Below are 26,440 nucleotides of genomic sequence, written 5' to 3'. Positions count from 1 at the left end.
GAAATTCACCGTCGGGAGGTCGCGGCGGCCGGGCCCGGTGCGCGACAATGGTGCGACACCCGGAGAGTCTGGGCACAGGAGGGCGGAATCGCATGGGAGCCTGGGGAAACCAGCCATGGGACAACGACGGAGCGGCCGATTGGTTTGCTGAAGTGTTTCAGGGAATTGACATCGACGGCCACATCGACGAGGCGTTGAAGTATGACGATGACTACGATCGCATCCGCGCCGCGGGCTACCTGCTTGCCGTGCTCGGGCACAGCACCGTGTGGCCGGGAGACCTCGAGCGGCTTGACGACCACCTCGAGCGCGCCATCGAGCTGCTCTCCGAGATGGCCGACCCCGAATCGGAGTTCCTTGAGCTGTGGGAAGACGAGCCCGACGTGCTCGAGGCGGTCCGCGCCGAGCTTGCCGAGCTCGAGGCCAGGCTTGCGGGGGAGGACGACCCTGAAGACGAAGACGAAGACGACGACGACCAAGACGACGAGTCCGGGGACGAAGACAGCGAGTCTGACGACGATGAAGAAGACGGTGACGACGAAGAGGAATAGCTGGCTCCGGTCGGAGTGACGCTCGGCCCATATGCGATCGGCGGTATGTATGCCGGACGGGGCCGGATCCGGCAGACGACGTGCCGATCCAAGGGTTATCGGCCGAGCGCGCCGCGCCTAGCTCGCGCCCTGCGGCGGGTGCGCCAGCAGCTCCGATCGCTCCCGCAGGTATGCCCTGAGCGTCTGGGCGCCGTCGAGTGGGGCGCCTGCCCGCCACCGGACTCGAATCTCACCGTCGACGAGCCCGAGCGGCAGCTCGGGGGCGAGCGACGTGAGCGTCGCCTCGTCGAGCGCGATCTGCACCGCGTCGTAGTTCACGGGCGTGCCCTCCGCGTAGCCACCGTGCAGCGCCGCGGCCGCGACGTCTCGGCGTTCCTCCCGCGACACCGACTGGTTGCCAGGGTGAAGTCGCGCGGCCGACCGTGTCGCCTTTCCCACGACGTATAGCGCAGGTGGGCTGCCGGCGTCGGCGCCGATCATGAGCGTGCCGAGCCGCCACACATGGCCGAGCGGCTGCATCGTTGGCTTCCGCCTGATGAGCAGCTTTCGTCGCTCAGGAACAAACGCGGCGAGGGCCTCGGGCGCGACCCCGGACTCGCGGAGTTTCGCCTCCGCCTCGCGGACGGCTTCCGACACGGTTTCGACGAGCTCACTCACGAAGCTAAGTGTAGGCACCCCGCTGGGTTTAGGCTTGGGAGGATGCACACACAGCCCAACAGGTCAGCGACGATTCGTGCCATGTTCCTCGTTCTCACGGGATCGATCGGCATGCAGATTGGCGCCGCAATTTCGCTGTCCCTGTTTGCCGACCTCGGAGCCGCAGGCACGAGCGGCCTGCGGATGCTGCTTGCGGCCGCGATCATGCTCGTCATCTTCCGGCCGAGGCTGCGGGGCCGGACGCGCGAGGAGTGGCTCGGGATCGTGCTGTACGGCGTCGCGATGGCAGCGATGAACATGTTCCTGTACCAGGCCATCGAGCGGATTCCCCTCGGCGTCGCGACGACGCTTGACTTCCTCGGGCCGTGCATGGTCGCGTTCCTTGCCTCCCGACGGCTTCGCGAGGGGCTGCTCGCCATCGCTGCGTTTGCCGGCGTCGTGCTCCTCGCCGGGTTCGGCGGCCCGTTCGACACCGTCGGCCTGCTGTGGGGCGCGCTCGCGGGCGTCAGCTTCGCCGGCTACACGCTGCTCGCGCCGCGCGTCGGGAAATCAGACGGTGGACTGCAGTCGGTCGCGCTGTCGATTTCTGTCGCGGCGATCCTGACCCTGCCGTTCTCCATGCCCGTTGTGACCCTGGTGCAGCCTGCGCAGTGGGGGCTGCTTGCGCTGTCGGCGCTTGTCGGCACGGCGCTCGCGTTCTCGGTCGACACGATCGCCGGGCGCCTCACCTCGGCGCGCATTCTCGGCGTGTTCTTTGCGTTCGACCCGGTGATAGGCACCCTCGTGGGTGTGCTCTTCCTTGGAGACGTGCTCACTCCGGCCGCGTTCGCGGGCATCCTGCTCGTGGTGCTGGCGGGCGCCGGCATCGTCTGGTCCGCCGGCCAGCGGCGGGCACCCGAGGAGGAGCCTGCCGCGCTCGCCGCGACCGAGTCGCTGGAAATCGAGCGGAAGTACGAGGTGCCCGCGGCGACGGAGGTGCCGGGAGCGGCCGCGTTTGCGGCCGTGGGGCTTGGCCTGGGCGCCGCCGAAGTGCACCAGCTACACGCACGCTACTTCGATACCGAAGACGGTGCGCTCGCCGCGCAGGGGCTCGCGATGCGGGTGCGCGAGGGCGGTGGCGACGAGGGGTGGCACCTCAAAGCGAAGACTCCTGGCGGGACACGCGAGCTGCACTGGCCGCTCGCCGACGCGATGCCGGCTGGGCTCACGGCCGAACTCGTCGACCGCATCGGCGAGGCCGCCGAGCGGGTCCGCCCGATCGCGGAGCTGCGGACCGAACGGCGCACGATCCGACTCACCGACGCCGCAGGCGTGGAGGTCGTCGAGCTTGCCGACGACAGGGTGCGAGCGACGGAACTCCAGGGGGAGGAGCGGGTGGAGCGCGCCTGGCGCGAGTGGGAGGCCGAGCTGCTCCCCGGCGCCGAGGAGCGCTGGCTCGACGCCGTCGGGCAGGTGCTCGAGGCAGCAGGCGCGGCGCCGTCGCTGAGCACCGCGAAGATCGCGCGAGCGATGGGCGCCCTCGTTGAGGTCGCCATCTCCCGTGGCGCGTCGGCCGACGTCGTCGCGCAGTTGCAGGAGATGGACAGGCTGGACCGCGCGACCGCGCGTAGGCTGGGCGCATGAGTAAGTCATCGCGACCAGGGAACCGGCCAAAGGGCAAAGGGGAAGAACCGACGCCAGAGCAGCGTCGCAAGCAGATCTTTCTCGGCCTCGCCGTCGGAGCGGTCATGGGGCTCGTGCTCGGATTCTTTACCCAGTTCTGGCTCTGGCTGCCTGCGGGTCTCGCTGTCGGGCTGGCGACCGGCGCAATCATGAAACCCCCGGCAAACTAGGCCGTCTCGCCGTGCCGTGAATAATCACGGCGAAACCGGAGGCGAGAATCCGCGCGCGGCGGGAGGATCTGGTGAGTGGACGTTCCACCCAACCAGGAGGCAGAGATGTCGATGAAATTGTCCCCCAGTTCTGAGGCTACGGTCGCGGCGACGGCAGCGGTCGTCGCCGCGCATGCGGATGAAATCACCCGCACGTTCTATCCGGCGATGTTTGCGGCGCATCCCGAACTCAAGAACGTATTCAACGCCGCGAATCAGGCGATCGGCGAGCAGCCAAAGGCGCTCGCCGCATCGGTTGTTGCATTTGCGGTGCAGTTGATCGACCCTGACGCGCCGGACTTCACCCCCGTCATGCAACGCATTGCCCACAAGCACGTCTCGCTCGGGATCAAGGCTCGCGAGTACACGATCGTCGGGCACCACCTGCTCGCGGCTGTCGGTACGGTGCTCGGGGATGCGGTGACGCCGGAGATCGCCGCCGCATGGGACGAGGTGTATTGGCTGTTCGCGACCGCGCTTATCGCGGAGGAAGCGAAGCTGTACGCCCTCGGGGGCACAGATCCCGAGACGCCCTGGCGCCAGTATCGGGTCGTCGAGCGGTTCGAGGAGAGCGACGATGTGTTCTCCCTGCTGCTTGCCCCGGTCACGGGCGAGGTGCCGGAGCACCGCACCGGTCAGTACGTTGCGATTGCGGTCGATTTGCCCGACGGCGAACGCCAGCCGCGCCAGTACACGATCTCGTCCGGCCCGCGCGGGGATTCGCTGCGGGTCACGATCAAGCGTGTGCGCGGTGAGGGCGGGGCGCCCGACGGCAGGGTCTCCGGGTGGCTCCATGAGCACGCGCTGCCTGGCGCTGTGCTCGATGTGTCGCAGCCGGCAGGCGACGTCGTGCTCGACACCGAGGACTCACCGTTGGTGCTGGTATCCGCCGGAATCGGGATCACGCCCGTGGCGGCGATCCTCGAGGACGTATCGCGACGGCAGCCCGAGCGCCAAGTGCGGCTGTTCCACGCGGACCGCTCCCACGCGACCCACGCACTCTACGGAAGCCTGCGGCGTCAGGTGCTGGCGATGAGCGACGCTCGCGCGCAGAACTGGTATGAGGAGGGTGCCGAGACTGCGCCGACGCTCGTGCCGGCGCGGAGCGGCTACATGGACCTGACCGGGGCCGACATTCCGGCGGGCGCACGCGTCTTCATGTGCGGACCGCTGCCGTTCATGCAGGCGGCCCGGCGCACGTTGCTAGCGGGCGGCGTGCCAGCTGCGCGCATCCAGTACGAGGTGTTTGGCCCGGACATGTGGGCGCAGAACCCCTCCTGATTTCGCGGACGGGGCGCGGCGGCGCGGCGGCTACGCCGTGACCGTCGCGCCCTGCGCCGTTGGCTGAGTACCGCTATCCACCGCAAGCGCAATCTCGCAGCGCGTCGGCGTCACGAACGGCGTGACGCTCCGCAACCGGACTGGCCCGGGCAGCTGCTGGAGCTGCTGTTTGAGGAGCTGAATGTGCACGGAGCAGACGAGCGCGCGCTCGGTCGTGATCGCGAACGCGTAACGGCAGGGGGCGACATCGATCCTGAGCTGCGAGTCGTCTGGCTGCGGCTCCAGGCCGATGTCTTCGAGATGCTCGTACAGCGCGTCGAGCTGCGCCATCGCCTCCGCTCCGAGCTCGGCGCTCCGGTCGAGTTCCGGTGCCAGGCGCCGGAGTAGGTCCCCGCGCGCCGTGGCGGCGTCGGCGCGCTGGCGGGCTGCGTCATTGTCGTGCGCATCGGTGACCGGATGAAACACCACGGGCGGGCGGCCACGCACCCCGGTGACGAGCCGCAAACTGTGCACGAGCCCCTCGGCCTCGAGAACCGCGAGGTGTTCCCTGGTCGTGTTGACGTGGAGATCCACCTCGGCGGCGATCTCAGCGAGTCGTCTGCCGGGCAGCCGATGGACGGCGTGAAGGATCCGCAGGCGGCTGATCCGGGTGAGCCCCCGGAAATCTTCGACTCGGCGCGGCATGGCCCCACCCTAGCAAGGCAACGTGGGGGAGTGCCGGTGACGACAGCCGCACGGAGCCGCCCCTGTTCAGGGCTCGTTCGACCGCGCTACACTCGCGGTACGCCCCCAACGACGAGGACTGATAACGACCATGGAACAGACTGTATTTGAGACGCATCGCCCCGCGGCGCGGATCGTTGACGAGGCGCTCGCAGAGACTCGCCTCGGGGTGTTCTGGATCGACGACGTCGCGGAGCGCGCCGTCACCTACCCGCGGCTCGCCGGCGATATTTCGGCGGACGACGCGGTCGTCGGCGGAGGCTACGCCGGACTGTGGACCGCGATCAAACTCAAGCAGGAGCATCCGGAGCGCCGGGTCGTGCTGCTCGAGGCCGTCAGCGTCGGGTGGGCAGCGTCCGGGCGCAACGGCGGCTTCTGTGAGGCGAGCATCACGCACGGCGAGCCGAACGCCGAGTCCCGGTGGCCGGACGAGACCGGGACGCTGCGGCGGCTCGGATACGAGAACCTCGACGCGATGGAGCGCTTCATCACCGAGCACAAGCTCGAGGTCGACTGGGAGCGCACCGGTCAGCTTTCCGTCGCGAACAACCCGTACCAGGTCGATTGGGTCGGGGAGAGCCCGGACCCGCACGTCGTGACGCTGAACGCGCAGGAAGTGCGCGCCCGCATCAACTCGCCGACGTTTCTCGCGGGGGAGTTCTCGCCGCACGAGAATGCCAATCTGCATCCGGCGAAGCTCGCCCAGGAGCTCGCGAAGTTCGCGACGAGCATCGGCGTGGAGATCTACGAGGGAACGCCCGTGGACAGGCTGAGCGGCCGCGACGACGAGCCGATCGAGCTCGAGACGAAGCGGGGCACGGTCGCGGCCGGCCGAGTCGCGCTCTGCACGAACGTGTTCCCGTCGCTGCTGAAGCGCTACCGGTTCCACACAGTTCCCGTATACGACTACGTCCTCATGACCGAGCCGCTGAGCGACGCGCAGCTCGCCGCCATTGGCTGGGACGGGCGCGAGGGGCTCGCCGACATGGCGAATCAGTTCCACTACTCGCGGTTGACGGCAGACAACCGGATTCTCTGGGGCGGCTACGACGCGGTCTACCATGTCGGCGGGCGCATCAAGCGGGAGTATGAGGATCGGATGGAGAGCCACCGTAGGCTCGCGAGTCACTTCTTCACGACGTTCCCGCAGCTCGCCGGGCTGAAGTTCACGCACCGCTGGGCGGGCGTGATCGACACCTCGACACGGTTCTGCGCGTTCTTCGGGCAGGCCCACGGCGGGCGGGTCCAGTACGTGGCTGGGTTCACCGGACTCGGCGTTGGCGCCACGCACTTTGCCGCGGACGTCATCGTCGACAGGCTCGAGGGGCGTACCACCGAGCGGACCGAGCTCGAGATGGTGAAGAGTGTGCCGCTGCCGTTCCCGCCCGAGCCCGCTGCATCGATCGGGATCAATCTCACGCGCTGGTCGCTCGACCGGGCGGACCACAACGGCGGCAAACGGAATGTGCTGCTGAAGACCCTTGATGCGCTGGGGCTCGGCTTCGATTCGTAGGCTGCCCGCCCGCGCGCATTCCTGAGTGTTCGCTGTATGCTTGAGTTTTGGTCGAGCGCCTGAAGGGGTGGACGCACGGCACGCGAGTACCGATCGCCCCGAAGGAGCCACCTATGGCGCTGCCCTGGAAGCTGCACGGCGACGGTAAGTCCGTTGCGCAAGACGCGATCGTTCTGCCCGAGGAGCGGCTGGGCTGGGCCCGGACCATCGGCTTCGGTGCGCAGCACGTCGTCGCGATGTTCGGCGCGACCTTCCTGGTGCCGCTCATCACCGGCTTCCCGCCCACCGCAACGCTCTTCTTCTCGGGCCTTGGCACGATGCTGTTCCTGCTGCTCACGGGCAACCGCCTGCCGAGCTACCTCGGATCCTCATTCGCGTTCCTCGCGCCGATCGCGGTCGCGACCGCGGGATACGAGTACGGCGACGTCGCCGGCCTCGCGCGAGCGTCGTTCGCGATCATCGCAATGGGCGTGCTCGTTGCCCTCGTCGGCGTTATCGTGCAGCGCTTCGGCATCGGCTGGGTGAACGCACTCATGCCGCCGGTCGTGATGGGATCGGTCGTCGCGCTCATCGGTTTCAACCTCGCACCCGCAGTGAAGAACAACTGGTTCGGCAACCCCGCCGCGAACCCCGACGTCAACCAGGGCCTGCATTCGACGGCCGCGCTCATCACCATCGGCTCGATCCTGCTCATCACCGTGCTGTTCCGCGGCCTGATCGGCCGGCTTTCGATCGTGCTCGGCATGGTCGTCGGCTACATCGCGGCCGCGCTCATGGGCATCGTCGACTTCGAGGCCGTGAAGTCAGCGGCGTGGGTCGGCCTTCCCGAGTTCCACCTCCCCGCGAACCCGTTCGCAGATCCTTCACTGTGGGGCCTGCTCCCCGCCTTCCTCCCCGTCGTCCTCGTGCTCATCGCGGAGAACGTCGGCCACGTGAAGAGCGTTGGCCTCATGATCAACCGCGACCTCGACCCCGTGACCGGACGCGCGCTGCTCGCCGACGGGCTCTCCACGATTCTCGCCGGCTTCGGCGGCGGCTCCGCGACGACCACCTACGGCGAGAACATCGGCGTGATGGCAGCGACGCGCGTCTACTCGACGGCCGCGTACTGGGTTGCAGGCATCATCGCGATGCTGCTGAGCTTCTCGCCCAAGGTCGGTGCGCTCATCTTCTCCGTTCCTGCGGGCGTTCTCGGCGGCGTGACCGTCGCGCTCTACGGTCTCATCGGCCTCATCGGCGTGAAGATCTGGATCGACAACAAGGTCGACTTCTCGAAGCCCATCAACCAGTTCACGGCCGCCATCGCGCTCATCGTCGGCATCGCCGACTTCAGCATGCAGCTCGGCGACGTCATGTTCAACGGCATCGCGCTCGGCACGATCGCCGCGGTCGTCGTGTACCACCTGATGCGGCTCGTTGCACGGGCGCGGGGCACCGCGACCGACACCGCGATCATCCGCTGATCGGCGCCGAACGACTGTGACTTCGCCCGGCGCATGAGCGCCGGGCGAAGTCACAGGGCCGACCGGGAGAAGAAACACCGCGATAATGCCGCGATTTCAAAGGTGGACGCCTTAGGGTGGCGGTGTGTGGAGTGTGGATCGACTCAGGCGACCCGAATCAAAGGGCAACGCCGCGGAAGCACCGGATGTCGCTGAGGCGACGGAGCCGGTGCAGAACGCCGCGCCCGCAAGCATGACCGCCAACGACCCCGACCGCCAGGATCTCGGCGGCCCGCTGGGCGTCGTCGACGCGTTCTCCGAGGAGCACGCCGCGTGGCTTCGCGAACTCGCCGCGGTTGGCGGGCGCAACCCGCTGCTGCATTTTGACGATCACCCGGCGAACCGCATCGAGCTCTCCTCGACGCACCCCGGCGGGCTGCCGCAGTTCATTTCGGGCAACAAGATTCTGCTCTCGGCGCTGATCCGCGACGACCTCGCCCTGCGCCATGCCCGCGCCGCGGCTGCGCGTGTCACCGACAAGGCCGTGGAGATGCGCACCATGCGCGGCCTCGAGACGGTGAACCTCGCGGTGGGCCTCGCGAAGTGGACATTTGAGGGTGACGAATTCTCGGCGCCGGTGCTGCTCCGACCGCTCGCCATCCGCCGCTACGGCCGCGACTTCGAGCTCAAGCTGAAGAACTTCCCGGTGGTGAACTCCGAGCTGATCCGGGCGCTCCGCGACCAGTTTGGCATCACGATCGACGCGCGCTCGCTGATTGAGCTGTCGCAGTCCGAAGGCGTGTTCAAGCCGCAGCCCGTCATCGACAGGCTCCGACAGATGGTGGCCGGCGTCCCAGAGTTCCTCGTGCAGCCGAGGCTCGTCGTGTCCTCCTTCCACAACGTGTCGCAGGGCATGGCCGCTGACGCGGTCGGGCTCGACACCCCCATCTTGCAGGCGATCTGTGGCAGCGAGCCCGCCAAGCAGACCCTCGCCGATAACTATCACCCGGTGAACCCGGTCTCGCCCGATCACATGGCCCCTGAGACTGATAGGTGCCTGTACGACTCCGATCCTGAGCAGGACGACGTCCTCGCGCAGATCGATGCGGGACAGTCGATCGTCGTGCGGCAGCTGCCCGGCACGGGCGGCACCCAGACCGTGGTGAACGCGATCGGGAACCTCGTGCGCGACGGCAAGCACGTGCTCGTCGTCACCCCTCGCCGCTCCACGATCGACGGGATCACGCACCGGCTCACGCGCGCCGGGCTGCCGGGTCTCGCCGTGACCCCGCGGAGGCTCCGCCGCAACCTCGTCGAGTCGATTAGCCGGAACGAGAACGCAGCGTCCGAGCAGATGCGCGATGTGGATGAGGCGCTCGTGCGTCTCCGGGGCGTGTTGCTCGACTACCGTGACGCGCTCTCAACGCCCGACGAGCGGTACTCCGTGACGCCGCTGGATGCGCTCCGTCAGCTCACGAAGCTCTCGCTCGGCGAGAACCCGCCGTCGACGACGGTGCGGCTCGATGATCAGGCGCTGGGGCAGCTCACGATCGATCGATCGTCCGTCGCGGACGACCTCACCGAGGTTGCCCGCCTCGGTCAGTTCCAGTACGGTCCGGAGGATTCGCCGTGGTACGGCGTCGACTTCTCGACGACCGAAGAGGCCCGCGCCGCCTACGGCATCGCAGTTGATCTCGCTGAATCGCAGCTGCCGCGCCTCATCTCGATGGCGAACGAGGTCGTCGAACAGACGTCGATGCGGCCGTTCGAGTCAATCTCCGAGCTCGGCGTGTACCTGCGGCTGCTCATGGGCATTCGCGACACCCTCGATCGGTTCACCCCGGAGGTGTACGACCGGTCGCTCGCTGAGGTCATCGCGGCGCATGCCCCTCGCGGCAGCGACGAAGACATGTCGGCTTCAAACAAGCGACGCCTGAAGAAGCTTGCACAGGAGTATGTCCGGCCCGGCGTGAGTATCACCGACATGTACGCGCGGCTCGTGCAGATCCAGCAGCAGCGTGTGCTCTGGCAGCGCTACACGACCGTCGTCGGTACGCGACCGGAGGTGCCTCTCGGGATCGCTGACGTCGTGGTGGCGTTCCAAGCGGCCTATCAGGATCTCGACAAGCTCGACGCGGTCCTCGGCACGACCGTCGAGCCCGACCGGCTGAAGAACCTCGGCTTGCACGAGCTCGCAGCGCGGATTTCGGAGCTTGCGAAAGAGTCCGAGGTGCTGCAGAACATTCAGGAGCGCACGACGATCGTTGAGCGGCTTCGGAGCGCTCGGCTCGGCCCGCTCCTCGACGACCTGTCGGCCAGGCACGTGCCGGCCGAAGAGGTCGGGGCAGAGCTTGAGCTCGCCTGGTGGCAGTCGGTGCTCGAGCGGATGCTGCAGACGAACCCGGCGCTGTTGAGTGCGAACACCGGAGTGATCGAGCGGCTCGAGGCTGACTTCCGTCTCGTTGACGATGCGCACGCCGGCGCGAACGGCGCGTTGCTCGCGTCGAAGCTGGCGGACTCGTGGCGCGTCGCGGTGCTCGACAACAAGCAGGAGGCGCTCGCGCTGCGCGGGCTGCTGCGCAGCGGCTACGCAACGATTGCCGCACTCGCACAGGACTCGCCCGTGCTGTTCTCGACGCTCGCCCCTGTGCTCGCGATGTCGCCGTACGAGGTCTCGCAGCTCCCGGAGACGGCACGTTTCGACACCGTACTGCTTGTCGACGCTGGCGCGACCACGCTCGCCGAGAACCTCGGCGCGATTCGCCGCGCAGACCAGGTGGTCGTGTTCGGCGACAGCACGACGCAGAGCCCCAGCACGTTCGAAATCGGCGTGCACAGCCCTGAGACCGATCCCGGCGAGGGCGGGGTCGAGCTGCGTTCGGCACTCGACGAGCTCGCCCAGGTGCTTCCCACGCTGAAGCTCACGCGCAGCTACCGTGCGGGAGGTGAGGATCTCACGAACCTCGTCAACGACCGCTTCTACGACGGCGAGATTAACTCGCTGCCGTGGGCCGGCAGCTTCCTCGGCCACTCAAGTCTCACCTACGACTTCGTGCCGGCTGGGCAGGGGCTGCCTGACCAGCAGACCGGCGCCGTCGAGAGCACCGAGGCTGAGGTTGACCGAGTCGTGCAGATGGTGTTGCAGCACGCCGATGAGCGCCCGAACGAATCGCTCATGGTGATCACCGCCAGCGAGAAGCACGCGGTGCGGGTGTACCGCGAGGTGTTGCAGGCATTCTCGAAGTTCCCGCAATACCGCGACTTCCTCCTGGGGGACCGCGCTGAGCCGTTCGCCGTGCTCACGCTCGAGCAGGCAACCGCGCAGAGCCGGGACCGCGTGATCTTCTCGATCGGGTACGGTCGGACGCCGCACGGTCGCGTGCTGTCAAACTTCGGTGCGCTCGGGCGCCCAGGGGGCGAGCACCTGCTCGCCGTCGCGATGACCCGTGCCCGTCGTGCGATGACGATCGTGTCGTGCTTCAAACCGGAGGACCTTGATTCGTCCCGTCTGAAGCACGGAGTCGTCGAGCTCGCCGAGCTGCTCGCGTTCGAGCATCCTGAGCCCGAGCCGGCGTCGCTGCCAGCCGAGACGGACCCGCTCATTCGAGAGTTCGCAGACCGACTCGAGGGCCACGGGATCACGGTCGTGCTCGACTATCGCGGAGAGATCCCCATTGCCGCGTCGTTTGGGGATCGCGCGATCGCGATTGACATCGACCTCGGAACAGCGAGCGACGGCGGCGTGAGCCTCCGGGAGGCGCTGCGACTCCGGCCCGCGGTGCTTCGTCGGCTTGGCTGGCACTACCACCGGGTGCAGAGCTTTGATCTCTTCGCCGATCCCGAGGGAGCGGCAGCGCGGATCGCGCGCGTGCTCGGGGTCACCGAGGGCGCTGCGGCGATCACTGCGAAGTAGGCGGGGGCCAGTTGTGAACGACGCAGCGGCTGGAGACGCGAGTCGAGACGCCGCCCAGCAACCCGCACGGAGAGTGCGGGGCGCTCGGCGCGCGCAGCGGCCGGCGCCGGACGGCGTCGACCCGCGGCCATCTGATCACGCGCTGACGTCTCGGGCGGCCGAAGACAAGCCTGAGGGGTGGGGCGGCGCGACGGCGCGACGCGCAGCGACTGCCGGAGAGAACGACCAGCGGTTGCAGGCGGACAAGCCGCCTCACTGGGGCTAGGAGTTGCTGCTTGAGCTGTTGCTCGAGGAGTCTGAGCCGCCGCTCGCCCGGGAATCCGTGCGGTAAAACCCGGAACCGTTGAAGGTCACGCCGAGCGATCCGAACACCTTGCGAAGGTCGCCGCCGCACTCTGGGCACTCCGTCAGGGTCGCGTCGGAGAAACTCTGGTAGATGTCAAAGCTGTGCCCGCAATCGGCGCAGCGGTAAGCATAGGTAGGCACAATCTACGAGCCTACCCGAAGTGGTGCACGGTTTCCTCGGTGACCGCCCCATGAACGGGAACGTCGTGGGGCTCGCGGGGCACGGCTGCGAGCACCTCGGACTCCCAGACCACAGCGAAGACCGCAGGGGACGCTGCACCCAGTGCGGCGATGCGCGCGAGCTCGCGGTCGTAGAAGCCCCTGCCCCAGCCGAGTCGGCCGCCAGCCGTATCGACCGCGGCGGCGGGCACGAAGATCAGCTCTGCGCTCGCAGCGCCCCCAACGATCGCGGGTCCTTGCGGCTCCGGGATCCCGAACGCGCCCGCTTTAAGATCGCCCGGAACGTGCAGTGCCCACTCGAGCGATCCGCCGGCGAGGGAACGTGGGAGCAGCACGTCGACACCCGCCGTGCGGGCCCACGCGAGAAATTCTGCGGTGTCGGGCTCTCCACGCACCCCAACGAAGCACGCGATGCGGGTCGCACCGATCCCGGTCGCAACCGCGATCAGGTTCTCGGTGAGGCCGCTGCGTCCTGCGTGCGCGTCTGGAGCGGCGGTCTCGTCGGCGCCACCCCGCGCGACGCGGCGCGCTTGGATCTCCCGGCGCAGTTGTTGCTTCTCCAACACAACGCCAGCCTAGCTCCGTACGGCGAGGGGGCGCCCGCGGATACGGCGATTTCTGGGGCTGCGGGATAGGCTTACCCTCATGACTGAAAACCGAGCGAGCGTCGTGAAAGCGGTGATCCCGGCGGCTGGCCTTGGCACCCGCTTCCTCCCCGCGACGAAAGCAATGCCAAAGGAAATGCTGCCGATCGTTGACAAGCCGGCGATCCAGTACGTCGTCGAGGAGGCAGCGAGCGCTGGCCTGAACGACGTCCTCATTATCACCGGGCGCAATAAAGACAACCTTGTGAACCACTTCGACGGGGTTCCCGAGCTCGAGTACACCCTGCAGAACAAGGGCGACGACAACAAGCTCGGCAAGGTCCACGAAGCGAGCGAGCTCGCCGAGGTGCACTTCCTCCGCCAGGGACAGCCGTTGGGCCTCGGGCATGCCGTTGGTCGCGCGCGGATGCACGTGGGGGACGAGTCGTTCGCCGTGCTACTCGGCGACGATCTCATCGACGCCCACGACCCGCTGCTCGACCGCATGGTTGAGGTGCACAACACCCGCGAGGCGACCGTCGTCGCGCTCATGGAAGTGCCGATGGAATCGATCCACCTGTACGGCTGCGCTCAGGTCGAGCCCACCGATGACGCCGACGTCGTGCGCATCACCGAGCTCGTTGAGAAGCCGAGCCGAGAGGAAGCGCCGTCGAACCTCGCGATCATTGGCCGGTATGTGCTGCGCCCTGAGATCTTCGACATCATCGATGATCTCGAGCCCGGCCGTGGTGGCGAGTACCAGCTCACTGACGCGCTCAACGTACTCGCCGCTGGCGAGGGCGAGGCTCCGGTGTATGGCGTGATCTTCAAGGGTCGCCGCTACGACACCGGCGACCGTGCGGACTGGATCAAGGCGAACGTGCTCCTCGGCGTCGATCACGCCGAGCTCGGCGACGAGATCCGCGACTGGGTGATCGGCTTCGCAGACAAGCTGCGCGGCGAATAGCCGATCCCTCGGCAATGTTTGGTGCTGACGGGGGAGAGCTGCCGAGTTCTCTGAGCGCGGGGCGGGTCGGCATTCGGCTGATCCGTCGCCGCGATGCCCGCGCGCTCGAGGCGCTGCTGCGCGACAACAGGGAGTGGCTGACGCCGTGGGAGGCGACGCACCCCGGTGGAGCAGGGCCGGTGCCAGGCACGGTGTCGCTGAAGCCGTCGATCAAGCGAATGCTCGAGCAGCATCGCGAAGGCCGCGGGGTTCCGTTCGTCATCACCTACGACGGGATGGTCGTCGGCCAGCTTTCGGCCTCCGACATTTCGCGTGGCGCGCTGTGGTCGGCGAGTATCGGATACTGGATCGACGGCGGCCACGCGGGGCGGAACATCACGCCGACGGCTGTGGCGCTCGCCGTGGACTACCTGTTCGCGACGGTTGGGTTGCATCGCGTCGAGATGTGCATCCGGCCGGAGAACGCTGCCTCGCTGCGGATTCCCGAGAAGCTCGGGTTCCGCTATGAGGGGCGACGTCTGCGCTACATTCACATCGACGGTGCCTGGCGGGACCACGACAGTTTCGCCGTCACCCGCGAGGAGGTGCGCGGGTCGATGCTTTCACGCCTCGACGAACCCGCGTGACACTGGGAACCCGGCGGTTTGCGGCGTGCCGACAGTGCGCCCCGCTGCAGCGCTAGCTACAGTTACCCCATGGGTACAGGCGGGCTTGGCGGCGGGGTGATGTTCCTCATCATCGCGCTCCTCTGGGCCGTCGTCCTCGTCCCAGCGTGGTTTCGGCGTCGCGAATTCAACGCCGCCGAGCGCAACGCGCTGCGCCTGCAGCGGACCCTTCGCGTGCTCGCCGAGACAGCCGAGGTGCCGCACGAGGTGCGTGTCGAGGCCACCGCCCGCGAGGCACTCGCACACGAGCGACTCCTCAAGACCGCGCAGAAGCGGCAGGAAGCTGAGCGCGAAGCGGAGCTCGCGAACGCGCGGGCAGAGCAGGTTCGTGCGGAGATCCGAGCACAACAGATGCAGAGAAAGCAGGTAGCGATGAACCGGGCAGCGAAGCTTCGGAAGCCGATCGTGCGACGGGTGCGTTCGCTCGCTGCGCTTGCCGGCTTGCTCGGCGTCGTGGGCTCCCTCGTGGGCCTTGGCATGCTCATCGCCGGCATCGGACCCGCCGTGCTGCTCTGGTCCCTGCTCGCGTTCACTGTCGGTCTCGGCACGCTCGTGTTGCTTGCCCCTGGTCGTGCAAAGCTCGCCCCGATCGCCGCGGAGCAGGCCGTCGTCGCAGCCGTCGAAGACGAGCCCGTGTTTGACGACGTTGCAGCAACCGGCGAGACCCGCGACTCGGCGGCCGCCCACGCTGCGGCCCAGCGTGCGGCAGCCGAGCGGATTGAGCGCGCGCGGACTATGGCTCGCGCCCGCGAGGCCCGCGCCTACGCGCCGCGGGAGAATCAGCCCGACTCGATGCTGCTCCGCGAGGTGCGGGAGCAGGTCGCCAGGCAGCGGCGCATCGATGCGGGCGCTGAGCAGCCAGCCGCAGCGAGTCAGGGGACTCCTGACGCGCAGGATCGGGCCACCGGCACGTCACGGACCGCAGCCAGTGGCGGCCAGGCGCAGGGACGCGCGGCAGCGCCGTCTCGCCTGAGCCAGCTCGGCGTCGTCGGCGACACGACCGAGGGTATGCCCGACCTCGACAAGGTGCTCCGCCGCCGCCGTAACGCCGGCTAGCTTCACACCGGATCGTTCGACGCCGGGCTCGTGCCCGACGCCAGCGCGGCCAGGATCGCGCTAGGCCTCGGGGCCCGCAGGGATCTCCGCGGGCGTCGCCGCGGGAAGGTCAACCCGGAAGGTCGCGCCGCCCCCAGGGGTGTCGTGCACGGAAACTGTGCCCTTGTGCGCCTCGACGATCGACTTCACGATCGCAAGCCCGAGGCCGGACCCACCCGTCTCGCGGTTGCGCGAGCTGTCCGCTCGCCAGAACCTGCTGAAGATCTTCTCGCGTACCTGCTCGGGGATGCCCTCGCCGTGATCCACGATCTCGAACCGAGTCATCGCCTGCGGCTGCGGCTGAACGGTCTTGATGACGCCGGTGCTACCTGTCGCCGGTGAGGAGCCGGCGCGCTTCGACGTCGGCTGGTCTGCGGGCGCCTCCGAAACAACGGGCTCTGGCGCCGGCAGCGCGCTCACCACGATCTCAATCGGGCTGCCCTCGGGCGTGTGCTGTTTGGCGTTGCCGATGAGGTTCGTGATGAGCTGCCTGATCTTGTTCTCGTCGCCGAGCGCCTGCGGATTGTTCGGATCCTCAACGACGCTAATCTCGCGGTCGGGGGCGCCGGCCCGCGCGTCGAGCGCCGCGTCCTGCGCGAGCTGGTTCAGGGGGAGCGGGGCGAGTTCGAGCTGGCGGCGTTCGTCGAGGCGGGCGAGCGCGAGGAGATCCTCAACGAGCGAGGTCATCCGGATCGCCTCTTTCTCGATGCGCTCCATGGCCTGGCTCACCTGCTCGGGGCTCTGGAGCGCGCCCATCCGGTAGAGCTCGGCGTAGCCGCGAACGGACACGAGCGGTGTGCGCAGCTCATGGCTTGCATCGCCCACGAAGCGCCGCATGCGCTCGATGGTGCGCTCGCGGTCCTCCAGGGAGCCATCGAGCCGGTCGAGCATGACGTTGAGCGAGTCCCCGAGGTGACCGACCTCGGTGTGCGGGCTCGCCACCAGGATGCGCTTTGAGAAGTCGCCGCGCGAAATCTCGAGGGCCGTCTGCTCGACCTCGGCGAGCGGGAGCAGGGTCGTTGTGATGAGGATGCGCGTGAGTGCGGCGCCGAGCAGGATCACGGCGATCCCGAACCCGGTGAACACGATCACGTATTGCGCGACGAGCTGATTGATGATCGTCGTTGAATCGGCGATGAGCAGGGCGCCCGAGGCGTGTTTCTGGCCGGAGGCGTCCACCACGGAGAGCATCGTCACTACCGCTCGCCAGCGGGTGCCGTCGGCGCTGAGAATGTCCTCTGGCGGCGCGGCGGACGCCTCGTGCGCGGCGGCGACCTTGAGGGAGAACCCGAGCCGCTCGACGTCGGGCAGCGATCCCGGGCGGCGATCGCGCGAGTTGTCGAAACTCACCTCACCGTTTGGATCGAGCACCGCCACGTAGTACCGCCCGTTCGCGGCGATCACGTCGTCCTGCGTGAGCTGTTTCGTGTCGGCTCCGGGCGCGAGCACGACCGACGGGTCGTTGCGGATCTGCGCGAGCTCAGCGCTCTGCTGGTTGATGAGGATGGGGCGGAGCACCGAAAAGGTGCCCACCCCGGCGACAATGAGTCCCAGGAAGAGGATGAACACCGTGACGATAGTGATCTTCGTCCGGAGTGAAACGTCCGCCCAGTGGTTCCCGAAGTCGCGCAGCTGTGTCACTAGATCGTGTCAGCCTTCAGCATGTACCCGAAGCCACGCTTGGTCTGGATGAGGGACTCGTCCGTCAGCGGGTCGAGCTTGCGGCGAAGGTAGGAGATGTAGGACTCCACGATGCCTGCGTCGCCGTTGAAGTCGTACTCCCAGACGTGGTCGAGGATCTGCGCCTTCGACAGCACGCGGTTCGCGTTCTGCATGAGGTAGCGCAGCAGCTTGAACTCGGTCGGCGACAGCTCGACGGACGTGCCCGACACGGTGACCTCGTGCGTGTCCTGGTCGAGGCTGATGGGCCCGACCTCGAGCATGGTCTCCTCGTCCTCCTGGATCGTGCGTCGAAGCACGGCGTTGATCCGGGCGATAATCTCGTCAAGGCTGAAGGGCTTAGTGACGTAGTCGTCTCCGCCAACGTTCAGGCCCTCGACCTTGTCCTCGGTGTCGTCCTTTGCCGTGAGGAAGATAATCGGAGCCGTGTAGCCGGCCGAGCGCAGCCGCTTGGTCACGCTGAAGCCGTTCATGTCGGGGAGCATGACGTCGAGGATAATGAGATCTGGCTCTTCCTCGAGGACTGCTGAGATTGTCTGAGCGCCGTTACCTACGGAGCGAACGCCGAAACCGGCGAAGCGGAGGCTGGTGCTGAGAAGCTCACGAATGTTCGGCTCATCATCGACGATGAGGATCCTGGGGCCTTTTCGTTCAATGTTCATGATTCCAGTCTCTGATGATTTGCTATGAACTGGCTGGAAGTGGGCCGGGTGGCGTGGCGCCGGGCCGGCTGCCCACCGGAACCGGAACCGGAACCGGCGCTGCGTGTGCGCGCGGGCTAGCGGACCGCCGCCAGGTCCTCCGCGTCAAGGATCGTGTAGGCGTAGCCCTGCTCGGCGAGGAAACGCTGGCGGTTCTGCGCGAAGTCCTGGTCGACGGTGTCGCGCGCGATGAGCGTGTAGAACGAGGCCTTCACGTCGGTCTGCTTGGGCCGGAGAAGCCGGCCGAGGCGCTGTGCCTCCTCCTGACGCGATCCAAACGAGCCCGAAATCTGGATCGCAACCGAGGCGTCGGGGAGATCGACCGAGAAGTTCGCGACCTTCGACACGACGAGGATCTTCTCTTCCCCGCTGCGGAACGCGTTAAACAGGTCCTCGCGCTCGTTCACCGGCGTCTGCCCGGTGATGAGCGGAGCACCGAGGGCCTCGGCCATCGACTCCAGCTGGTCGATGTACTGCCCGATGACGAGGATGCTCTCACCGGCGTGCCGGTCGATGATCTCACGAGCGACGCGTTCCTTCTGAGCGGTGGAGGAAGCGATGCGGTAGCGATCCTGATCTTCGGCGATGGCGTACTCGAGCCGCTCGCTCTCCGGGAGATCGATGCGGATCTCGAAGCACTCCGCCGGGGCGATGAATCCCTGCGCCTCGATGTCTTTCCAGGCCGCGTCGTAGCGCTTCGGCCCGATGAGGCTGAAGACGTCACCCTCGCGGCCGTCCTCGCGCACGAGCGTTGCGGTGAGGCCAAGGCGGCGGCGCGCCTGCAGCTCGGCGGTGAGCTTGAACACGGGTGCGGGGAGCAGGTGCACCTCGTCGTAGACAATGACGCCCCAGTCCTGGGCGTCGAGGAGCGAGAGGTGCGCGTACTCGCCCTTTCGCTTGCTGGTGAGGATCTGGTAGGTCGCGATCGTGACGGGCTTGACCTCTTTGACCTGACCCGAGTACTCGCCGATCTCATCCTCGGCGAGGTTGGTTCGCTTGAGGAGCTCGTCGCGCCACTGCCGCGCCGAGACCGCGTTGGTGACGAGGATCAGCGTCTTCGCGCCGACCGCGGCCATCGATGCCGCGCCGACGAGGGTCTTGCCCGCGCCACAGGGAAGCACGACGACGCCGGATCCGCCTCGCTGGAACGCCTCGACGGCCTTCGCCTGGTAATCGCGGAGCTCCCAATCGCCCTCCTCGAGCGAAATGTCGTAGGGCTCGCCTGGTCGGTACCCGGCGAGATCCTCCGCGGGCCAGCCGCGGGCGACGAGCTGCTGCTTGAGCTCGCCGCGGGCCCACGCCTCGACCGGCGCGGTGAGGTCGTCAATCTTGTTGCCGAGCAGCGGCGCAATCTTCTTCGCCGACGACACCTCGCGCATGATTGCGGCGTCATCCGAGCGGAGGATGAGTTCACCCTCGGCGTCGCGCTCGATGGTGAGCCTGCCGTAGCGGCGCATGGTGTCGGCGATCTCCGACGCGACGCCGCTCGGCACGGGGAACTTGGCGTGCCGGTTGAGGGTGTCGAGGATTTCCTCGGCGGTGTGCCCAGCGGCGCGCGCGTTCCACAGCCCGAGACGCGTCACCCTGTACGTGTGGATGTGCTCGGGGGCGCGCTCAAGCTCGGCGAAGACGGCGAGTTCGTGTCGCGCATCCTCGGCGTCAGGGTGCGCTACCTCGAGCAGTACGGTGTGGTCGCTCTGAACGATGAGGGGGCCGAGAGTCATAACTGGCCATTCTACCCCGGTTCGCTGCGCATTGGGCGTGTGTGACGGTGCTACCGAATGCCCAGGTAGAACCTATTGCCGTCGCTGCGGTGCAGGGCGTGGTATCGCTCGAACGGGACTCCCTGCGCATCCCAGGCGATGGAGTCGATGGCGAGGATCGGGTCTTCAGGGCGCAACTGCAGGAGCTCTGCGTCCTCGACAGACGGGTTCACCGCGCTGATCCAGCGGTCGGCCCCGCTCGGATGCACCCCGTAGTGCCGCCGCAGGTGGTCGTAGAGCGACTGATTCTCGAGGTTCGCGCGGGCGAGGTTCGGGAAGCGCTGTTCGGGGAGTACCGTGTCGACGAGCAACCACGGTGCGGTGTCTACGAAACGCAGACGGCGCAGCCGGATCACCGGCTCGCCGACGGCGATCTGGAGTTCTTCCGCGAGCTTCGCGTCGGCTGCGTCGGTCTCGAAGTTGATCACCTTGGTGGTGATGATGCGGCCGGTCGCTTCCAGGTCGGCCGAGGATCCCATCATCGAGCCGACGAACTTCAGTTCAGGGCGGCGCGGTGAGACGAATGAGCCACGGGCGCGCACCTTGTAAATGAGGCCGGCGCGCACGAGGTCTGCGAGCGCTTCCCTGACAACGGTGCGCGATACGCCGTATCGGTTGATGAGCTCAGACTCGGAGGGTAGCGCTTGGTCGGGTCGCAGGCGCCCCTCATCGATCTCTTCTCTGAGGGCGCTTGAGAGCTGTTGCCACAGGGGGGCGTCCGCGAAGCGGTCGAGGGACCCTGGTGCGGCTGGACTCTGCATTGCTGGCCTTCCTGACTGAGCGATGGTCTCGCCCGAGCATAACGGTTTGCGGGTGGTGCACGCTTCGGAATTGACAGCGGTATGACTTCACCCTAATCTAGTCACGACCAACTCGTCATTACCAGTTGGTTATTACAAGGTGATGTAGATCTTGTGGCACGGAAGTGAATTTCGCGCCGCGCAATGGAGCGACCAGGAGACAACAATGAAGTTCAAGATCAACCGCCGCCTGATCGGCGGAATCGCTGCCGCAAGCGCGGCTGCGCTGCTGCTTGCCGGCTGCTCCGGCGCGGCGACTCCCTCCGAGGATGGCAAGACTGACGGAGACCCGAAGGGGCTGAAAGTCGCGCTCTCGAACGGGTTCGTCAACGGCTGGCGCCTCACCCTTATCGACAAGTTCGAGAAGGAAGCCGAAAAGCTCAAGGGCGAGGGAATCGTCTCCGAGTACTCGGTCGTGAATGCACCGGGCGAGAACAGCGCGACCGAGCAGGCCTCGCAGATCCGCAGCCTCATGCTTCAGAACCCAGACGTGCTCATGGTGATCCCCGCGTCGTCGACCGCGCTCGTGCCCGTCGTTGAGGAAGCCTGCACCGCGGGCATCAACGTCGTCATCCTCGACGCCGATATGGACACGAGCTGTGGCACGGTCGTTCGGAACGACTACGGACAGTGGGGCGCTGACTCGCTCGAGCCTGCGCTTGAGGCCATCGGAGGCAAGGGCAACGTCATCGTGAACCGCGGCGTCATCGGCTCGCAGCCGGAGGAAGAGTTCAACGCGCGGCAGCAGGAGATCCTCGCTGAGTACCCCGACGTGAAGGTGGCGGCGGAGGTCAACGGCTTCTGCGATGCGGCAACCGCGCAAAAGGAGATCGTCGCAGTGCTCGGATCCATGCCTGATATCGCTGCCGTTCCCGGCTGCATTGGCGGAATGGGAGTCGTTCAGGCGTTCGAGTCGGCGAACCGCGAAGCACCCGTCGTCGTGTTCGACACAGACGGCAAGTCGCTGAGCTTCTGGAAGGACAAGGGGATCGACAACGGCTCGTTCGCAGCCCTCACCGACCCCGGCCAGGTCATCGCCGCGCTGTACGTCTCGCTCGCGAAGGAGCGCGGTGAAGAGGTGCCCGACCAGGTCGTGCTGCCCCTCGTGCAGGTCACGAAGGACAGCCTCGACTACTGGGTCGAGACCCTCGGCGCGGACGAGTACGCCGCGAACCAGTGGGATGAGTCCTCGACAGAAGCCGCCATCAAGGCGCTCCTCGCAGGCGAAGACGTCCAGGCTCCGGCTCAGAAGTAACCCCGGCCGACCAGCTCACAAGGAGAACCCGATGACGACCCAGACGGAGAGCACCCGCGTGACGGGGGCGCAGCCCGGGCACGACCTGCTGCGCGCAACAGCGGTGTCGAAGCGGTACGGGAACACGCTCGCGCTCGCGGGAATCGATATCACGGTCGCAGCGGGGGAGATCCTCGGGCTGGTCGGCCACAACGGCGCCGGCAAGAGCACCCTCATGCGGGTGCTCGCCGGCCGCGAATCCACAGATACCGGATCGGTGGAGTGGTACGAGGGCGGCGCGTGGGATCAGCGCGCCGCCGCTCGCGCCGGCGTCCGCATGATTTACCAGGAACTCGCCCTGTGCCCCGACCTCACGGTCGCCGAGAACATTGCGCTGTCCAACGACTCCGCCCGCGGTTGGAACTGGAAGCAACGGGCCGAGCGCGAGGTCACCGAGACTCTCGACCGGGTGTTCCCCGGACACGGGATCAGTATTGTGCGGCGCACGAGCTCGCTCTCGATGCCGCAGCGCCAAATGGTCGAGATCGCCAGAGCGATGTGCACCCCGAAGCTCGCCATGCTGATCCTTGACGAGCCCACTGAGTCGCTAAGCATGGATGCCACAAAGCAGATGTACGCGGCACTCGGCGAGCTCGCGGCTCGCGGCGTCGGCATGGTCCTCATCTCCCATCGCATGCAGGAGGTGCTCGCGAATGCCGATCGGATCGCTGTGATGAAGGACGGCAAGGTCGTTGAGATCCTGCCCGCGAGCGAGACGGACGAGGATGAGTTGCTGTCGATCATGGGCGGGGGCGTCCATGCCGACACTGCCGTGATGCAGAACGTCGAAGCGATCAGCGATGCACCGGTCGCGACGGCGGGCGAGACCGTCGCAGAGATCGCTACCGAGGACACTTCATTCACCGTGCGCAGCGGCGAGATCATCGGCCTTGCAGGCCTCGCGGGGCACGGCCAGGAGCAGCTGCTGCAGCGCCTGTGGTCAGGATCGCGCGGGGTCGACGTGCGCGGCCGCAGAGCGTACGTGCCCGGCGATCGCCAGACGAGTGGGATCTTCCCGCTCTGGTCTGTCGCAGAAAACCTCACGGTGTCCGCTGCCCGCCAGTTCTCCGTCGGTGGCGTGATCTCCGCCGCGCGCGAGCGCATGCTCGCCGCGGACTGGGTGCAGCGCCTCAACGTAAAGGGCGGCGCGAAGGCCCCGATCACATCACTGTCTGGTGGCAACCAGCAGAAGGTGCTCGTCGCGCGCGCGTTCGCAACCGACGCGCCCCTCGTGCTGCTCGACGACCCGTTTCGCGGCGTCGACGTCAAGACGAAGAACGAGCTTTACGCACTCATGCGTATCGAGGCCTCCCGCGGCCGCTCGATCGTTTGGTACTCGACGGAGAACGGCGAGATGGCGCACTGCGACCGCGTGTACGTCTTCCGCTCCGGCCGGATCGTGAGCGAGCTTGCCAACGAAGAGATTTCCGAGGAACGGATCATCGCCGACTCCTTCGGCGTAGACCCCCGGCTGACGGAGGAGAACTGATGAGCACAACCATTTCGTCTGCGCCCGGCCCGCGCGAGCGCTTGCGCGCCGGGGCCCAGAACGGCTCGCCCGCACTGCTGTCGTTCGTCGCCCTCGCCGTGATCTTCGCGATCACCGCGTCCCTGCAGCCCGGGATCCTCAGCGTTCCCGGTCTCACGCTGATGCTCATGTCGTCGGTGCCGCTCGTGCTTGCTGCCCAGGCGCAGATGATCATGATGAGCGTTGGCGACATCGATCTGAGCGTCGGCTACCTGGTCGGGCTCGTCACGGTGATCGCGGCCAGGCTGCTTGCCGACGCGCCGCTCATTGCTGTGCTGCTCGTTGCAGGCATTCTCGCGGTGTACGCGGTGCTCGCCTACGTCGTGCAGCGACACGGCGTGCCCTCGATCATTGTCACGCTCGGTATGTCGTTTGTCTGGCTCGGGATCGGCCTGCAGATCAGCCCAACCCCTGGCGGCGAGACGCCGGCCTGGCTCTCGGCGATCTCGCAGTGGCGGCCGACCAGCTTCCCTGCCCCGATCGTGCTCATCGCACTGGCAACGCTGCTCGGCTGGTTCATTTCTCGTCGAGCGAAGGTCGGCATGCGCATTCGCGCTCTGGGGTCGCAGGCGCCCACACTCGAGAAGGCCGGCGTCTCGCTCGTCGGCACGCGCATCAGCGCCTATGTGATCGCCGCCGGCCTGTTGGTGCTTGCTGGCCTGTTGCTCGCTTCCCAGACCTGGTCGGGTGACATCAATTCGGCCAGCGAGTTCACACTCATGACGATTGCCGCGGTGATCCTCGGCGGCGGCACGTTCTCCGGCGGCCGCGCCCTGCCTGTCGGCGTCACGATCGGCGCCGTCACGCTCGGTCTCATCACCGTGCTCTTGAGCCTCATCAACCTGCCTTCGAGTCTGCAGTCCGCGGCCCAGGGCCTCATCGTGCTCGCCGTGCTCGCGGGTCGAATCATCACGGAGAGGATTGCGCGATGAACACGCAGCTACACTCTGACCGCGCCCCGCGCCGGGGCTTCGTCTGGCCCGCCTGGGGCTGGTCTCTCGTCGGTGTCCTCGTCGTCTGGGGCATCATTGTCTCCGTGCGCCCCGGCGCGCCGTTCGACCCGCTCACGCAGGCACTCTCGCTCGCACCGTTCCTCGTGCTCGTCGCGCTCGGACAGATGCTCGTCATCACGCTTGGCCCCGGCAACATCGACGTCTCCGTTGGCACGGTCATTTCAATGTCCTCGTACGTCTCCGTGCTGGTCGCGTCCTCGGCGGGCCTGCTCGCCGGCGTGCTTGCGGGCGTCGCCGCGGGGCTCGTAGCCGGGCTCGTGAGCACCGCCGCGATCCTTTACTTGCGAGTGCCTCCCATCATCGCGACGCTCGCGACGAGCCTGATCGTGACGAGCGCGACGCTGCTGCTCGCGGGTTCTGCCCGCGGGAGCGCTCCGCAGGCGCTGCGCGAGCTCGTGAACGCGAAGATTCTTGGCATTCCACTGATTGCCGTCTTCGTGCTCGTCGTCACCGTCGTGATCTGGTTCGTGCTGCGTCGCACTCGGTTCGGGCACTCGGTGATCGCTGTCGGACAGAGCGCCAAGGCGGCGGAGCGTGCGGGCCTCCCCGTCACGCTCGTCACCGCCTCCGCCTACATTCTCTGCGCCGGCCTTGCCGGGCTCGTCGGTGCCCTGCTCGCGGCGTTCATCTCGCCGAGTACGGTGCTCGGCACCTCATACATGCTCGACTCGATCGCGGTCGTCGTCATCGGCGGCACGCTCATCTCGGGTGGCCGCCCCGTGCCGATCGGCGCCTGGACCGGCGCACTCTTCTTCGTGCTGCTCTCGGGCCTCTTGAACCTTGTCGGGTGGTCCGTTGGTGCTCAGAACGTGCTCAAGGGCGTACTCGTCGTGCTCGTGGTGATCGTCGCATCGCTCGCGACGGGCACCGGCCGCTCCAGCCTTTCCCGACTCAAGGCATCGGTCTCGCCGGCGCCAGCCGCAGTGGCACCCGATTCCCCCGATTCCGTTTCACAACAAAAGGAGAACACCAATGGCTGACCTCGACGACCTCCGCGAAGGTACCAATTTCACCGGCGGCGCCGCCGCACGTGAGGGATTCCACCTCAAGGGCCAGGCCGGCCAGGACTGGGGGATGAAGGCTCGCCTGTCGCGCATCTTCGACCCCCGTGATGGCAACACCGTGATGCTGGCGTTCGACCACGGCTACTTCCAGGGCCCGACCTCCGGCCTCGAGCGTCTCGATCGCTCCATCGTTCCGCTCGTGCCGCAGGCTGACGCGCTCATGTGCACTCGCGGTGCGCTGCGCACGACGATCCCGGCAGACAACGGCAAGGGCATCGTGCTTCGCGCCTCGGGCGGGCCCAGCGTGCTAACCGACCTCTCGAACGAGGAGATCGCCGTTTCGATCGACGACGCGGTCCGCCTCGACGCTGCGGCACTCGCGGTGCAGGTGTTCGTCGGCGCTGAGAATGAAACGAAGTCGATCAAGAACATGACGACGCTCGTCGACCAGGGCCAGGCAGCCGGGATCCCCGTGCTCGCCGTCACCGCCGTCGGTAAGGACATGGTGCGCGACGCCCGCTACTTCCGCCTCGCCACCCGCATGAGTGCAGAGCTCGGCGCCGCGTTCGTGAAGACCTACTACGTCGAGGAGGGCTTCGAGACCATCACCAGCGCGTGCCCGGTTCCGATCGTCATCGCCGGCGGCAAGAAGGTGTCGGAGCCCGAGGCGCTGCGCGTTGCGTACCGCGCGATGCAGGAGGGCGCTGCGGGCGTTGACATGGGGCGCAACGTGTTCCAGTCAGAGCACCCGGCAGCCATGCTCTCCGCTGTGCGCGGCGTCGTCCACGACGGCCTCACCCCCGAAGAGGCATTCGACCTCTACCAGACACTCGCGAACTGATACCACCTCGATGGGCGCCTACCGGGCGC

At 67.2% G+C, this 26,440-nt stretch carries 23 protein-coding genes; 15 read left to right on the top strand and 8 right to left on the bottom strand.

The annotated features are described in order from the left end of the window. Positions 1 to 47: 47 nt before the first annotated feature. Positions 48 to 551 carry a DUF4259 domain-containing protein gene (locus BJ960_RS12735; RefSeq protein WP_342354340.1) on the top strand — a complete coding sequence of 168 codons (504 nt, stop codon included), beginning with the start codon at positions 48 to 50 and terminating at the stop codon, positions 549 to 551. 117 nt (positions 552 to 668) lie between these two features. Here the strand turns inward: BJ960_RS12735 and BJ960_RS12730 are convergent, their stop codons facing one another. Then, the gene (locus tag BJ960_RS12730; RefSeq protein ID WP_185987555.1) at positions 669 to 1,208 is read right to left on the bottom strand and encodes a hypothetical protein; all 540 of its coding nucleotides are present in this window, start codon (positions 1,206 to 1,208) and stop codon (positions 669 to 671) included. A 42-nt stretch (positions 1,209 to 1,250) separates the two neighbouring features. Between BJ960_RS12730 and BJ960_RS12725 the strand changes: the two genes are divergently transcribed. The 3 genes from BJ960_RS12725 to BJ960_RS12715 all read left to right on the top strand — a co-directional run bounded on the left by BJ960_RS12725 (position 1,251) and on the right by BJ960_RS12715 (position 4,360). Beyond that, positions 1,251 to 2,831 (top strand): EamA family transporter, encoded by a 1,581-nt coding sequence (locus BJ960_RS12725; RefSeq protein WP_202229119.1) that lies wholly within the window; start codon positions 1,251 to 1,253, stop codon positions 2,829 to 2,831. Then, positions 2,828 to 3,040 (top strand): HPP family protein, encoded by a 213-nt coding sequence (locus tag BJ960_RS12720; RefSeq protein WP_119284913.1) that lies wholly within the window; start codon positions 2,828 to 2,830, stop codon positions 3,038 to 3,040. The genes BJ960_RS12725 and BJ960_RS12720 overlap by 4 nt, the downstream gene beginning before the upstream one ends. Before the next feature lie 75 nt (positions 3,041 to 3,115). Next, entirely contained in the window at positions 3,116 to 4,360 is a 1,245-nt protein-coding gene (locus BJ960_RS12715) for a globin domain-containing protein (RefSeq protein WP_307814572.1), read from the top strand. A gap of 30 nt (positions 4,361 to 4,390) precedes the next feature. Here the strand turns inward: BJ960_RS12715 and BJ960_RS12710 are convergent, their stop codons facing one another. Continuing rightward, on the bottom strand, positions 4,391 to 5,044 hold the full coding sequence (locus tag BJ960_RS12710; protein WP_185987554.1) for a helix-turn-helix domain-containing protein: 654 nt from the start codon (positions 5,042 to 5,044) through the stop codon (positions 4,391 to 4,393). Positions 5,045 to 5,174: 130 nt separating this feature from the next. Here BJ960_RS12710 and BJ960_RS12705 point away from each other — a divergent pair, with 130 nt between their 5' ends. From BJ960_RS12705 to BJ960_RS12695, 3 genes are all read left to right on the top strand, one after another. Continuing rightward, positions 5,175 to 6,596, top strand: a complete 1,422-nt coding sequence (locus BJ960_RS12705) for an NAD(P)/FAD-dependent oxidoreductase (RefSeq protein WP_185987553.1) — start codon at positions 5,175 to 5,177, stop codon at positions 6,594 to 6,596. A 113-nt stretch (positions 6,597 to 6,709) separates the two neighbouring features. Then, the gene (locus BJ960_RS12700) at positions 6,710 to 8,059 is read left to right on the top strand and encodes a uracil-xanthine permease family protein (protein ID WP_121077985.1); all 1,350 of its coding nucleotides are present in this window, start codon (positions 6,710 to 6,712) and stop codon (positions 8,057 to 8,059) included. 232 nt (positions 8,060 to 8,291) lie between these two features. Next, positions 8,292 to 11,951, top strand: a complete 3,660-nt coding sequence (locus tag BJ960_RS12695; protein WP_237463527.1) for an AAA family ATPase — start codon at positions 8,292 to 8,294, stop codon at positions 11,949 to 11,951. A 261-nt stretch (positions 11,952 to 12,212) separates the two neighbouring features. On the opposite strand, the gene BJ960_RS12690 is transcribed toward BJ960_RS12695, so the two are convergent. Together BJ960_RS12690 and BJ960_RS12685 are read right to left on the bottom strand one after the other, a co-directional pair. Beyond that, positions 12,213 to 12,437 (bottom strand): FmdB family zinc ribbon protein, encoded by a 225-nt coding sequence (locus BJ960_RS12690; protein WP_185987552.1) that lies wholly within the window; start codon positions 12,435 to 12,437, stop codon positions 12,213 to 12,215. A gap of 11 nt (positions 12,438 to 12,448) precedes the next feature. Next, on the bottom strand, positions 12,449 to 13,042 hold the full coding sequence (locus tag BJ960_RS12685; RefSeq protein ID WP_185987551.1) for a 5-formyltetrahydrofolate cyclo-ligase: 594 nt from the start codon (positions 13,040 to 13,042) through the stop codon (positions 12,449 to 12,451). Positions 13,043 to 13,121: 79 nt separating this feature from the next. Here BJ960_RS12685 and galU point away from each other — a divergent pair, with 79 nt between their 5' ends. From galU to BJ960_RS12670, 3 genes are all read left to right on the top strand, one after another. Next, positions 13,122 to 14,027, top strand: a complete 906-nt coding sequence (gene galU / locus BJ960_RS12680) for a UTP--glucose-1-phosphate uridylyltransferase GalU (protein WP_185987550.1) — start codon at positions 13,122 to 13,124, stop codon at positions 14,025 to 14,027. 14 nt (positions 14,028 to 14,041) lie between these two features. Further along, positions 14,042 to 14,653, top strand: coding sequence for a GNAT family N-acetyltransferase (locus BJ960_RS12675; RefSeq protein WP_121077975.1), 612 nt, complete (start codon positions 14,042 to 14,044; stop codon positions 14,651 to 14,653). 69 nt (positions 14,654 to 14,722) lie between these two features. Further along, positions 14,723 to 15,748 (top strand): AAA family ATPase, encoded by a 1,026-nt coding sequence (locus tag BJ960_RS12670; protein WP_185987549.1) that lies wholly within the window; start codon positions 14,723 to 14,725, stop codon positions 15,746 to 15,748. Positions 15,749 to 15,808: 60 nt separating this feature from the next. On the opposite strand, the gene BJ960_RS12665 is transcribed toward BJ960_RS12670, so the two are convergent. The 4 genes from BJ960_RS12665 to BJ960_RS12650 all read right to left on the bottom strand — a co-directional run bounded on the left by BJ960_RS12665 (position 15,809) and on the right by BJ960_RS12650 (position 20,692). Next, on the bottom strand, positions 15,809 to 17,428 hold the full coding sequence (locus BJ960_RS12665) for a sensor histidine kinase (protein ID WP_372430575.1): 1,620 nt from the start codon (positions 17,426 to 17,428) through the stop codon (positions 15,809 to 15,811). Beyond that, the gene (locus tag BJ960_RS12660) at positions 17,428 to 18,129 is read right to left on the bottom strand and encodes a response regulator transcription factor (RefSeq protein WP_119284897.1); all 702 of its coding nucleotides are present in this window, start codon (positions 18,127 to 18,129) and stop codon (positions 17,428 to 17,430) included. Before BJ960_RS12660 ends, BJ960_RS12665 begins: the two co-directional genes overlap by 1 nt. Before the next feature lie 116 nt (positions 18,130 to 18,245). After that, positions 18,246 to 19,892, bottom strand: coding sequence for a DNA repair helicase XPB (locus BJ960_RS12655; RefSeq protein ID WP_185987548.1), 1,647 nt, complete (start codon positions 19,890 to 19,892; stop codon positions 18,246 to 18,248). 50 nt (positions 19,893 to 19,942) lie between these two features. Continuing rightward, on the bottom strand, positions 19,943 to 20,692 hold the full coding sequence (locus BJ960_RS12650; RefSeq protein WP_121077968.1) for a GntR family transcriptional regulator: 750 nt from the start codon (positions 20,690 to 20,692) through the stop codon (positions 19,943 to 19,945). A 205-nt stretch (positions 20,693 to 20,897) separates the two neighbouring features. Here BJ960_RS12650 and BJ960_RS12645 point away from each other — a divergent pair, with 205 nt between their 5' ends. Genes BJ960_RS12645 through lsrF form a run of 5 tightly spaced genes read left to right on the top strand, consistent with a single transcriptional unit; the run spans position 20,898 to position 26,411 of the window. Continuing rightward, positions 20,898 to 21,986 carry a substrate-binding domain-containing protein gene (locus BJ960_RS12645; RefSeq protein ID WP_185987547.1) on the top strand — a complete coding sequence of 363 codons (1,089 nt, stop codon included), beginning with the start codon at positions 20,898 to 20,900 and terminating at the stop codon, positions 21,984 to 21,986. Between the two features lie 31 nt (positions 21,987 to 22,017). Continuing rightward, positions 22,018 to 23,514, top strand: coding sequence for a sugar ABC transporter ATP-binding protein (locus tag BJ960_RS12640; RefSeq protein WP_185987546.1), 1,497 nt, complete (start codon positions 22,018 to 22,020; stop codon positions 23,512 to 23,514). After that, positions 23,514 to 24,485 carry an ABC transporter permease gene (locus BJ960_RS12635; RefSeq protein ID WP_185987545.1) on the top strand — a complete coding sequence of 324 codons (972 nt, stop codon included), beginning with the start codon at positions 23,514 to 23,516 and terminating at the stop codon, positions 24,483 to 24,485. The genes BJ960_RS12640 and BJ960_RS12635 overlap by 1 nt, the downstream gene beginning before the upstream one ends. Continuing rightward, a complete protein-coding gene (locus tag BJ960_RS12630) occupies positions 24,482 to 25,546 on the top strand; it encodes an ABC transporter permease (RefSeq protein WP_185987544.1) in 1,065 nt (354 codons plus the stop codon). Before BJ960_RS12635 ends, BJ960_RS12630 begins: the two co-directional genes overlap by 4 nt. Continuing rightward, a complete protein-coding gene (gene lsrF / locus BJ960_RS12625; protein ID WP_185987543.1) occupies positions 25,539 to 26,411 on the top strand; it encodes a 3-hydroxy-5-phosphonooxypentane-2,4-dione thiolase in 873 nt (290 codons plus the stop codon). Before BJ960_RS12630 ends, lsrF begins: the two co-directional genes overlap by 8 nt. The last annotated feature ends 29 nt before the right edge of the window (positions 26,412 to 26,440 follow it).

The sequence above is a fragment of the Leucobacter aridicollis genome (assembly GCF_013409595.1).
Taxonomy (GTDB): Bacteria; Actinomycetota; Actinomycetes; order Actinomycetales; family Microbacteriaceae; genus Leucobacter; species Leucobacter aridicollis.
The sequence above is the reverse complement of the archived record's forward strand: the minus strand, read 5'-3'. Positions and strand labels throughout refer to the sequence as shown.